Below are 12,251 nucleotides of genomic sequence, written 5' to 3' on the forward strand. Positions count from 1 at the left end.
AAGCACCTCCAATGCCCTCCCGCCGCTCAGTAAAGTCTACGGTTATTTTAAACATTACTAATTTCCAAATTTATGAAAAAAAATCACAAGTATGGGGCATGGTATGAACCTGCTTTAAAAAAGACGTTTTTAATTATGAGACTAGTTCTTATTTTATCGTTGGTATGTGTGATGCAGTCTTTTGCGTTGAAAGCGTATACCCAGAACTCCAAAATCTCCCTTTCAGTGAAAGAGATGAAACTGGAGGAACTCATTATGCAGATTGAGAGCCAAACGAAATATCGGTTCGCCTACAATCGAAATGAAATTGATGTTGACAAAAACTATTCGGTCAATATGCAGGAAGCGGATATTGTTGAGGTGCTGAACCAGATTTTTGAAGGCAAACAAATCAATTTTACGATTTTGGACCGACAAATTGTCTTGTCACCTGTTCATGCCGTTTCATCGCCCCAACAGCCTAGATCCATTTCGGGCCTTGTCACTGATGTGGCTGGTTTGCCGCTTCCCGGTGTAACGGTTGTTGTGAAAGGTACCACCAAAGGTACGATAACAGATTTCGATGGTAATTATTATTTATCCGACATCCCGGCCGATGCGATTCTGGTATTTTCGTTTGTAGGAATGGCTAGCCAGGAAATTCCAATTATGGGGCAAGCCGCAATTAACGTTAAAATGGCGGAAAGTGCTATTGGTTTGGAAGAAGTTGTGGCTATCGGATATGGCACGCAGAAAAAATCGAGTATGACAGCCTCCGTTGCATCGATTTCGTCGGATGAAATAACAAAACAGGTGTCATCGAATGTTGCTTCAACATTACAAGGTCGTACTACCGGGGTTGAAGTTATGCAACAAGCAGGTGTGGCAGGGGCAGATGTGAATATTGTAATTCGTGGGGCTGCATCATTTGGAGCCACAGAACCATTGTATATTGTTGACGGAGCTTTCAGCAATAACGGTCTAACAACTTTAAATCCCAATGATATTGAATCCATTGAAATATTGAAAGATGGAGCTGCAGCCGCGATCTATGGTTCCAGAGCAGCAAATGGAGTTGTGTTAATCACAACTAAAAAAGGAAAGGCAGGGAAAACGAAAGTCCAGGTTGATGCATCATATGCCTTCCAAACACCAACGAATATTCCCGATTTCTTAAATGCGTCAGAGTGGAGGACATTTGCCAATAAAGTAGCAGATAATAGTGGATTGGCACATGCTCCTGAAAATGATAACCCCACAGCCCCAAATCTGGACACTGACTGGGCAGAGGAGTGGATTCAGTATGCACCTGTTTATAACCTAAATGCGCGTATTTCAGGGGGCGGTGAGAATTCAACATTCAATGCCAGTATGGGATATTTCGATCAGACAGGGATGACGATTTATTCAGACTATAAGCGTTATAATATGCGTGTGAATTCTTCTTTCAAAAAAGGAATTTTTTCGTTCTCCGAAAATATTTCTATGACCTATCGGAAAACAACGCCAACAACGCCATTTAATATTTCTCTCCCGACTTTACCTATTTACGACGAACAAGGGCGCTTTACGTCTGGCGGACCAGACTTTTACATTAATCCCGAAGACGGAAGAGCTCAGAATAAAATAGCACCATTGTATTACACGGACAGGTACAATGCTGTTTCCGATATTCTCGGGGGAGTTAACGCAAGCGTGGACATTTTTCCGGGGTTGAAATACAATTTGGCATTGAGTGGTAACTACAGCAATGCGCACGACTATACCCATACTCCGGAGTACTATACGAAATATTACGAAGACGGGACCCCCAATAAAGATTATGGAAATCCAATCAATAGCCTCTCTGAATCCAGAGGAAATGAATTCAATTATACGATTGACAATTTTCTTTCTTTTAGTCAAGTATTCGCAAAACATTCATTTGATGCGTTGTTGGGAACTAGTTGGATGAGAGAATCATCAAGGAATATGGGGATCAGTTCGATTGCCGATTTGGGAGGAACAGAAATAACCGGCGTTAGCAGCGTTGATGGAAAGATTTCAGCAGGTGAAAGCAGATCAGTTCTCTTGTCATTCTTCAGTCGCTTGAATTACACATTCGACGATAAGTATTTATTGTCCGCAAGCATAAGAAGAGATGAATCCTCGAAATTTCATAAAGATAATCGCGTTGGATATTTCCCTTCTATATCGGGAGGATGGAATGTTTATCAGGAAGATTGGTTTAAGAATCCCGTGCTGAGTAAATTAAAAATCAGGGCTAGCTATGGCGAATTAGGAGCTAATTTCCTTGAACCCTATAATTTTGATGCAATTGCCTATGGACCTATTCCGTATACTCTGGGGGGAGTCCGTTATGTTGACGGGCGCGCGGCGTACTTGAAATCAAAAGAACTGAAATGGGAGACTGCGAAAACATCAGACGTGGGTGTTGAGCTTGGCTTCTTTGATAATAAATTAACCATCTCGGCTGACTATTTCGAAAAAAAGAACACAGATCTTTTAGCTCAAATAGACCTTAACCTTTCTTCAGGACAGATTTTTGAAATCAATAGTTCCAGAGAAAAACCGTATGTGAATACTGCGTCCGTTGAAAATAAGGGCTTCGAGTTTCTTGTTTCTTACAAAAATCAGTTCTCCAATAAACTGAAATTAGGAGCTGATTTTAACTTGTCGACATTGAAAAACAAAGTATTGGCCTTAGGGGAAAATGTACAACCAATTACTTCAGGCGGAATATCCAGTTTCTTTAATGATCCGGCGTCAATTACCACACCTGGTGAAGCGATCGGATCTTTTTACGGTTATACAATCGATGGTTTCGATGCCAATGGTAATTTCATTTTCTCGGACAATGATGGAAATGGCATTGTTAACGCGGATGATAAAGTAATTCTTGGAAGTCCAATACCGGATTTCTCATACGGTTTCAATCTCAATCTGGAATACTCAAATTTTGATTTGACTTTATTTTTCCAGGGAATCTACGGGAATGAAATATTTAACGCCAAAAAATACACCTATTACTTTGATTACTCGAATAATGTGGTCAAAGATGTGTTGAATGCATGGTCGCCATCTAATCTTGTAGCATCGATCCCGATCATGAAAACTCAAAATACCAACGGGGGAAACTCGCTCCCAAGTGAATTTTACGTTGAAGATGGATCATATTTCCGGTGTAAAAATGTACAGCTTGGCTATACGCTGCCCAAATACGTGGTTCAACGACTGAATATTGAAAACCTGAGAGTTTATGCCGGTATACAAAACCTTTTTACGATTACCAATTATTCAGGTTATGACCCGGAAGTCAGCTCGAATGCACTGTTTTCCAGAGGAATTGACTTTGGTTCTTACCCCAACGCAAGGACGTTTACGCTTGGATTTAATCTGACTTTCTAATTACGGAGGAATTAATTTATGAAAAATAAAATAAATCACATAAAGCTATTGCTAATTCTGGTCGGTGGTTTTTTGATGCAGGCCTGTTCAGATCAGTTTGATGAATTGACAATTAACCCAAACCAACCGAGCATGAATGCTTACTTTACAAGTCCTGAGTCGGTAAATACGGCGGTGCAGGCATTGTATGGTTACATCTCAACGCAACGATGTTTGGGGGCGTCCGGGTCTAAGACGCAAATAATTCGTTCTGATGAGGCTGCTTCGAACTCCGATTACGGAAAGCCTGGAATGTATGGTTCAGACCTTAATTCGAGTTTTTATACCATTGAACAACCTTTCACCTTAATGTATACAACTGCTTCTCAAGCGTCTTTCGTTATTGAAGCAGCGCCGGGTATTGATTTTGGAACCAATACGGAGCTTAAAAACGCATACATTGGTGAAGCTCATTTCTGGAGGGCATTTGCACATTATTATTTATTGATCAACTATCGCAATATTTCTCCTATCCGGAATATGCCTCGAAATGCCGGAGACTACATCAGATCAGCCGAGAAGCCGGAAGATGTTTGGACATTTATCCAGGAGGACCTAATTAAAGCCAAAGAGTTATTGCCAGGCAGAGGTTTCTGGAGTTCTGAAAACCATGGGCGTGTAACTAAGGGAGCTGCAGCTGCGCTACTTGGAAAGTGTTATTTGTATCGCTCCGGGATTGAAACGGTGTATGGAGACGACAAAACGACTTTCTATAATGAAGCCGCAAGGGAATTCAGCGATATCATCAATGGGGTATATGGAACTTATAGTTTAACAGCCAACTATGCCGATAATTTCGATGTAGCACACGAAAATAATTCGGAATCCTTGCTTGAAGTCCAATTTTTAGGCGATGTTAACAATACTTCTTTTAACCCGGGCCTGGCTACTTCCGGATTAGCCTTCGATTCGAGAGGACTGATGCTTCCGGGGGCTGGAGTAGGGTATGAAGGCGTAGTGCACAACTGGTTGTACGATGCCTTTGTTGAATCCGTTGATAAAGATGGTTACACCGACGTACGGATGTTCTCCACGCTTGTGTTTAATGATCTGGCACCGGAAATAAAACTTCGTCAGCAAAATGGGGAACCTGTGCGGTTGACTGGCCCGGGAGGCTGGAAATGGGAAGAATTATATCCGGAGAAAAATGGATCAACAGGTTTTTCAACCACCTCCAACGTATTGGCTCATCCATTTAAGGCAGGGATAAAAAAAGGAATGGATTTTTCGATGCCGACTCTCACAGACGCCGACGGAACCCCAATTATTTCCGGTGTCGGTAGCGGGGTCAAGGAATATGTTTATAATCAGCCTCGGGCACATGGCGTAAACTGGCGGTACATTCGCTATGCTGACGTGCTTCTAATGTACGCCGAAGCAGTGCTGAACGGAGGAAATTCTCAAGCGTCGATCACACCGCTCGAAGCAGTTAACCAGGTCCGTTCCAGAGCAAATCTAGCTAACTTACCGGCTTTAACCCTGGAGGACGTTAAGCATGAACGGGTTTTAGAATTAGCATTGGAAGGACATCGCTATTATGATTTACTCCGGTGGGGGGAATTGGCAGAACGGTTTAATGCTTTGCAGAACTCGGATTCCTATTTCAAGAAATTTGTCTCATCATCCGACTTCCAGGGGTTTGTTAGCAATAAGCACGAATGGCTGCCCATACCGATTAACGAAATAAACACGAATCCATCGATTAACCAAAATCCAGGTTACTAATGAAATCACGTATTATAAGTAAATATTATATTTTATCATTCGCCCTGATGTTTGTTTGGGCTTGTCAAGCTCAAACGGGAGAATCGCTAAATCACGAAATACTGTCGAATGGTATAGAAATTCCGAAGGAATGGCCACCCAGATATGACGTGCCATCCGAGAGGAAAGAGATGCCTGTGCCATATCTTGAAGACAAGCCACAAGTTATTCCTGTCAACGTAGGGCGGCAATTATTCGTGGATAGCTTTTTAATTGAAGAAACCAATTTAGAGCGTGTGTATCATACCCCTAATTTTTATTCTGAAAATCCGGTTCTAGAGCCGGATAAAGAATGGGAAAAAACGATTGAGGGGGCATTGTATGCATCTCCTTTCAGTGATGGCATCTGGTATGATGAAATAGACAACAAATTTAAGATGTGGTACCTCGCCGGTGCAGGAATGATTCATAAGGACGACAAGCAAACATTTTATACTTGTTATGCCGAGTCTGACGACGGCAAACGCTGGGCAAAAATACCGCAAGATGTTTATTCGGGAACCAATATTGTGGATACCTGTAATCGCGATGCTGCAACAGTGTGGCTGGATAAACTTGAAAAAGACCCCGCTAAGAGATACAAAATGTTTAATGTAGAACGTCGACCGAAAGATCGGCGCTGGCATTTTGTTTTAAAATACTCCACTGATGGAATTCATTGGTCTGAAGGAGTCGCTCAATCCGGTGATTTGTATGATCGTTCTTCGGTGTTTTTCAATCCGTTCCGAGACGTGTGGGCATTGAGTATGAGATATAGTACGGACGTTTCGTACCGATCGAGAACTTATCTGGAAAATAAGGACCCGGAAACAGCAGTAAGTTTTGCTCATCGTATCAGCGACAACGCATTGGACAAAAACGTTGTCTTCTGGTTTACGCCTGATGATAAGGAACCACGCCATCCAAAATTTCCGGAGGTAGATCCCGGTATTTATAATTTTGATGCGATCGCCTACGAAAGCATAATGCTCGGTTTTTACAGTGTTTGGCAAGGACCGGAGAATAATGTCTGTGCCGAACTTGGTATTCAAAAAAGAAACGAACTGTTACTGGGGTACAGCCGGGACGGATTTCATTTTGCGCGGCCTTCTCACGATCCGTTTATGGCTGTCAATGAAACAGAGGGAGCCTGGAACTGGGGAAACATGCAATCAATTAATGGTGTTCCGCTGATTGTTGGCGACTCTTTATACTTCTATTCAAGCGGAAGGCGATTGAGTGACGTGATGTGGGACAGCCATACGTCAACCGGATTGGCAACTTTGCGTCGCGATGGTTTCGTTTCCATGCAGGCAGATCAGAACGAAGGGTTTCTAACCACTGAGAAGATTTCTTTCGACGGAAATCACCTTTTTGTAAATGCCGATGTAAATGGAGGAGCGCTCTTGGTTGAAGTCCTGGATGAGCAGGGTAAGCCCATCAAAGGTTTTACGAAAGCCGACTGTTTGCCCATAAAACAAGCTGATAAAACTAAAATATTGGTGAGTTGGAAGGACAAAAAAATTAGCGATTTGAAGGGACAGGCTATACGCTTGAAATTTTACCTGACGAATGGGGGCCTGTACGCTTTCTGGATGTCACCGTGGGAAACCGGGGAAAGCCGCGGATATACAGCGGGCGGTGGTCCGGGACTGAATCCGAAAGGCGTTGACATTCCTTTAAAAAATTGAACGATGAAAACTCTGATAAAGATCTTATTGTTCCCGATGATCGTTGTGGTGATTTTTGCGTGCGGAAGCAATGATCCCTTAGAGGAAGAGGACAACAACACACCGGATGAAACGACACCTGAGACAGGACTGTTGTATAACGGAATTGAATTGCCCTCGCCATGGCCCCCGATAAGATCGGCAACTTCTGAATTGGAAGCAGGCATGAATCCTTATTATCTGGCCAACAAACCCGACGTGATTGATATTTCCACAGGGAGACAGCTTTTTGTAGATGACTTTTTAGTTGAACAGACCAACCTGAATCGCGAATATCACTATCCTGAATACGACCAGGCCAACCCCATATTGGCTCCGGATAAAGAATGGGAGAACGTTGGGACCATGGGAGCTGCTTTTGCGGCCCCGTTTAGCGATGGAGTCTGGTATGACGAAAAAGATCAAAAGTACAAGATGTGGTATATGGCAGGCGGGAAAGCTTATGTTGAAGCGGGCACTGGTGTTACATGCTACGCCGAATCGTCTGACGGAATCAATTGGATAAAGCCCAGTTTGAATATTATTCCGGGTACGAATATCGTCGATAATACCCCAAACCGGGATGCATCGGTTGTGTGGCTGGATAAACAGGAAAGCAATCCGGCTAAGAGGTATAAAATGTTTCTGGTTGCACGGAGCGACGGCGATTGGAGATATCATTATAAAACGTCCTCGGATGGAATACTCTGGCGGCAAGTGGAGACCTCAAAACCAATTGCAGACCGGTCAACGGTGTTTAAAAATCCGTTCCGCGACATCTGGTCTTACAGCATCCGTCATAACATAAGGGTAAACTCATCAAAATTGGTCCGAGCGAGGGATTACAATGAGCATCAGGATCCGGCGGAGGGTACGCGAAAAGCCGAAGCTTTGGTCAGTTCATTTTGGTTCGGCCCCTGGCCCAATGAATTGAGGCACCCACGGTACCCTGAGGTTGATCCCGCTATTTATAACCACGACGCTGTCCCGTATGAAAGCATTATGCTGGGTTTTTTTTCCGTTTGGCAGGGGCCGGAAAATGATGTCGCGGATGAAGCGCATGAACTCAAGCGGAACCAGGTGATGTTGGGTTATAGCAGAGATGGCTATAGTTGGTATCGGAGCGATATGAACCCGTTTTTTGCCGTCAATGAAAATTCAGAAGCCTGGAATTACGGGAATTTACAGTCGGTAGCCGGAAGTCCTCTTATCGTTGGCGACAAACTATATTTCTATCTCAGTGGCCGCCGTTTAACTTCCAGCTATCAGGAGATTACCACAACCGGACTGGCTATGCTTCGAAGGGATGGTTTTGTTTCGATGTGTGGAACGGGTGAACTAAAAACTGAATTGCTAAAGTATTCTGGTAAATACTTGTACTTGAATGCTAAGGTTCAGGGAACAATAAAGGTTGAACTATTAGACAAAAATGGCAATGTCATCCCGGGATATTCAAAGGTCGATTGTGACCCCATTGTGGGTGATCATACAAAGTCTCAGGTCTCCTGGCAAAGTAGCCAAACGCTTCCCAGCCAGGAGAAAGATTTGATTCGAATTAAGTTTTATATGGAAGAAGGAGAACTATTTTCCTTTTGGATTACTCCATCATCGGAAGGGACCAGCAATGGTTATACTTCAGGAGGAGGACCAACATTAAATCCTTTAGGTGTTGATGTTAACTAAAATTTTAAGATTATGAAAAAAATTAATTTCTTGATTATATCATTGAGCTTGCTTTTTGCAGTTTCTTGTTCTGAAACAACCGAATTATATAACACGGCTTCTTCAGCAAACTTTACAGTTGCAGAAGATTATTATGAATTAGGTCAATCGGTTGAGTTTGCAGATTTTTCTGTCCCCTCGGGGGATAATTCAATCGTTTCATGGCTGTGGGAGTTTGGTGATCTTGCCGGATCAACATCAACAGAGCAAAATCCCTCGTTTGCTTATTCCGAGGGAGGTAGTTTTACCGTGAAATTAACGGTAACCGATAACAATGGACTTAAAGCTTCAGCAACAAAGGATGTCGTTATCATTGATCCTTCGAAGGCAATTCGTGTAATGTGGCAAAAGCCGTTACTCGGAGCGATACAAAACACCGTTTCACCAGCCCTCTCACTGGATGGCAATACGGTCTATATGTATGCTGATCAATCGGTATCAAATGCCTACGATGTTGCGTTAAAGGCCTATGATACAGAAAACGGCAATTTAAAATGGGCGTTCAACGTTAACGATGCCTTGGCCGCGTTAAACACGGGAGGTGGTGTCCGCATTGTTTACGCGAGCCCTTCGGTTGGCTCAAATGGGGATATCTATATTGCCGTGAGAGACCTGAGAAATTCAGGAGCAGCCCGAAAGTCCTATTTATTCGCTATAAAAAGTGATGGAACTTTACGTTGGAATTATGCTTTCAATATCGATGCCAATATAAACTATGTGACCCCGGCAATCGATTCTGAAGGAAGAATATACATCGGCCATTTAACAAATTCACCATTTCAAATAGCCGTTTTAAATCCGAATGATGGGACTGTTGAATCTACCATTTCGCTGCCGGTAGGCGTCAGGTCAGGAATATCCTTATCCCAAAATGGACATATCTATTTCTGTTCAACAGGAGCCAATGGAGTTTACAGTTATGATCTTAGTGGAGTTGAAATTTTCACCTATAACTCGGATCTGGCGACTACAGGAGGTGCTATCAGCATTGATAGCGAGGGGAATTTATACACGGTTGCTGCTTTAACAGGCGGTGGTGGTATTATGTCTGTCTCGGCAAACGGTAACGAGAACTGGGTTTACCAAACTTCAGGTGTAATTCAGTGGGGCGGAGTATCGCTGGGGGCAGATGGTACAATTTATGCTAACGGCGGGAAAGCAGTTGAGGATGTGGTTGCCGCAGGTATTGTGGCCTTGAATCCCGATGGCACATTAAAATGGCATTACACTACTTCGGAGGATGTCAATAATTGTGTTCCTTTGATTGATAATCGAGGGTACATTCACGCAATAACAGATGATGGGACCTACTTCATCTTAAAGTCTGACGGTACATTATTCGCCTCGGAAAAACTTGGGGTAAAATCCTATGCTTCACCAGTAATGGATTCCTCCGGTAACCTTTATATCGGAGTCGAAACAGAAGCTGGTGTTTCTGAGATGTTCTGTATTGCTTCAGGAGCCAAATCATTTGCAAATTCAGACTGGCCTATGAAAGGCCAAAATCCTCAACGAACAGATTTACAAAAGTAATTATGGGAAAATGGAGGGAGAGTTTAGTGCTCCCTCCGTTTAAAGTATCGAATAAGCCAGAGGGAAAATCAGCTCCTAAAGGTCGATGCAGATAACAGATGACTGAATATTGTTTAATATAAATCAGGTATCTGATTAGGAAAATTGTATATAGTCTGTTTGATACAAAATTGCACTAAAAGAATGAAATTAATGAAAGAGAAAATATGGGTTCTTGTCGCGCTGTTTGTCCAGTCGTTTTGCAGTTGGGGGCAATCTCACGATAGCCTGATTGGGCGTCAACTATTCGTTGACAGCAATAATATTGAAAGTACCAATTTGGGAAGGCACTATCATGTACCGGATTATTATCATTTAAACCCGGTATTAAAGGCCGATAAGGAATGGGAATTGAATCGTGATGGAGATCCATATGGCGCTCCGTTTAGCGGCGGAGTGTGGTACGACGAAACTGCCGGCAAATTTAAGATGTGGTATTCTGCCGGAGGAGGGAAGGAATTGGGCTTGGTGACCTGTTATGCCGAGTCAAAAGATGGGAAGCATTGGGCGAAGCCTAAATTGGATATTGTACCCGGCACGAATATAATCGACACATCCGAGCATGATTGTGTGTCAGTTCTCCTTGATAAATTTGAAAAAGATGCAACGAAACGATATAAAATGTTTCTTGTTGAGTTTAATAACAGGCGCTCTGTTAGCATGCGGTTGAAGTATTCTGCTGACGGCATACATTGGGGCAATCCCGTCGCTATGTCAGGGGAGTTATATGACCGATGTGCCGCCTATTACGACCCGTTTCGGGAGGAGTATGTGTTGTCGCTGAAAACCTTAAATGGCAAATACCGGCGCTCACGTAATTACCTTTCGGGTAAAGATCCGGAACTTCTGGTAAGTCTTGCCCATCGGACTTTTGACTTGAATACGGATAAATTTATCCGGTATTGGTTTCATGCAGATGAGAATGATCCCAAGCATCCCCAATTCCCCGAAATCAGGCCGCAAATATATAATCATGAGGCAATCGCTTATGAAGGACTCATGTTAGGGTATTTCACAATCTGGCAAGGCCCCGAAAATAATGTTTGTGATAGCTTGAAGATTCAGAAAAGAAATGAAGTGTTGATTGGCTGGAGCCGAAATGGATTTGATTGGAATCGGGAAGACAAATCGCCGTTCTTAGCAGTGAGTAAAGATGAAAATGCATGGAATGCAGGAAATGTTCAATCAACAAATGGTAATCCCCTTATCGTTGGCGATTCTCTCTACTTCTATGTAAGCGGGCGTTATAATAATCCAGTATGGGATTCCAATTTCTCAACAGGTTTGGCGACTCTCCGAAGGGATGGATTTGTGTCCATGCATGCCAATGAGCAGGAATGCTATTTAGAAACCAGACTATTAAAAATCGAAAAGGACAACTTATTTCTGAATGCAGAAATTAAAGACCAGCTGGTTGTTGAAATCCTTGATAAGGAAAAGAATCCCATAGCTGGTTTTACCAAAAGTGATTGTATTACCACGAAAGAATTGGACTCAACGAGATTCAGGATAAAGTGGAAAAATAACGAGAATTTATTTCAGTTACGGGACCAGTATTGTTCGATAAGATTCTTTGTAACAAACGGAGATATTTATTCATACTGGTTGTCTGATAGCGAAACGGGGGAAAGTGGAGGATACACTGCAGGCGGAGGTCCTGGACTGAATCCTAACGGAACAGATTCAAAATTTTAACCGAATTTAAAATAAATAACAATGATTAATAAAATTGAAGGGCTGGTTGCAGCTCCATTTTCACCGATGAAAGAAAACGGTGAACTGAACGTATCCGCAATTCCTGCTTATTACAACTTTCTGAAGAAAAACGGCGTTGCTGGCGCTTTTATCAATGGAAGTACCGGCGAAGGGGTTTCACAAACCAATGCCGAACGGAAATTGCAAGCTGAAGTGTGGGCCGAGCAAATAAAAAAAGATGATTCACCCATGAAGCTGATCAACCTGGTTGGTGGCACTTCTTACCAAGAGTGTATCGATCTGGCTTTGCATTCGCAATCGATCGGGGTGGACGCTATCGCCATTTTGGCTCCCTTCTACTTTAAGCCGGGCACTGCCAAAGCA

Annotated in this window: 7 protein-coding genes; all 7 read left to right on the forward strand. The window is 42.9% G+C overall.

What is annotated here, in order from left to right:
• Positions 1 to 72 precede the first annotated feature (72 nt).
• A complete protein-coding gene (locus tag C8N47_RS14225) occupies positions 73 to 3,387 on the forward strand; it encodes a TonB-dependent receptor (RefSeq protein ID WP_211316147.1) in 3,315 nt (1,104 codons plus the stop codon).
• An 18-nt stretch (positions 3,388 to 3,405) separates the two neighbouring features.
• The gene (locus tag C8N47_RS14230) at positions 3,406 to 5,151 is read left to right on the forward strand and encodes a RagB/SusD family nutrient uptake outer membrane protein (RefSeq protein WP_107823241.1); all 1,746 of its coding nucleotides are present in this window, start codon (positions 3,406 to 3,408) and stop codon (positions 5,149 to 5,151) included.
• Positions 5,151 to 6,860: a glycoside hydrolase family protein gene (locus C8N47_RS14235; protein WP_211316148.1), complete on the forward strand. Its 1,710-nt coding sequence runs from the start codon at positions 5,151 to 5,153 to the stop codon at positions 6,858 to 6,860. The genes C8N47_RS14230 and C8N47_RS14235 overlap by 1 nt, the downstream gene beginning before the upstream one ends.
• Positions 6,861 to 6,896: 36 nt before the next feature.
• Positions 6,897 to 8,561 (forward strand): glycoside hydrolase family protein, encoded by a 1,665-nt coding sequence (locus C8N47_RS14240; protein WP_211316149.1) that lies wholly within the window; start codon positions 6,897 to 6,899, stop codon positions 8,559 to 8,561.
• Positions 8,562 to 8,573: 12 nt separating this feature from the next.
• Positions 8,574 to 10,133 (forward strand): PKD domain-containing protein, encoded by a 1,560-nt coding sequence (locus tag C8N47_RS14245; RefSeq protein ID WP_107823244.1) that lies wholly within the window; start codon positions 8,574 to 8,576, stop codon positions 10,131 to 10,133.
• Between the two features lie 183 nt (positions 10,134 to 10,316).
• Positions 10,317 to 11,867, forward strand: coding sequence for a hypothetical protein (locus tag C8N47_RS14250; protein ID WP_107823245.1), 1,551 nt, complete (start codon positions 10,317 to 10,319; stop codon positions 11,865 to 11,867).
• A 21-nt stretch (positions 11,868 to 11,888) separates the two neighbouring features.
• Positions 11,889 to 12,251, forward strand: a 363-nt coding sequence (locus C8N47_RS14255; RefSeq protein WP_211316150.1) for a dihydrodipicolinate synthase family protein, incomplete at its 3' end; no start/stop codon positions are given.

It is taken from the genome of Mangrovibacterium marinum (genome assembly GCF_003046625.1).
Taxonomy (GTDB): domain Bacteria; phylum Bacteroidota; class Bacteroidia; order Bacteroidales; family Prolixibacteraceae; genus Mangrovibacterium; species Mangrovibacterium marinum.

Excerpts from the sequence above, each read along its gene's own strand:
- C8N47_RS14225 (WP_211316147.1), top strand. The coding sequence starts at position 73 with ATGAAAAAAAATCACAAGTATGGGGCATGGTATGAACCTGCTTTAAAA.
- C8N47_RS14235 (WP_211316148.1), top strand. The coding sequence starts at position 5,151 with ATGAAATCACGTATTATAAGTAAATATTATATTTTATCATTCGCCCTG.
- C8N47_RS14240 (WP_211316149.1), top strand. The coding sequence starts at position 6,897 with ATGATCGTTGTGGTGATTTTTGCGTGCGGAAGCAATGATCCCTTAGAG.
- C8N47_RS14250 (WP_107823245.1), top strand. The coding sequence starts at position 10,317 with ATGAAATTAATGAAAGAGAAAATATGGGTTCTTGTCGCGCTGTTTGTC.
- C8N47_RS14245 (WP_107823244.1), top strand. The coding sequence starts at position 8,574 with ATGAAAAAAATTAATTTCTTGATTATATCATTGAGCTTGCTTTTTGCA.
- C8N47_RS14230 (WP_107823241.1), top strand. The coding sequence starts at position 3,406 with ATGAAAAATAAAATAAATCACATAAAGCTATTGCTAATTCTGGTCGGT.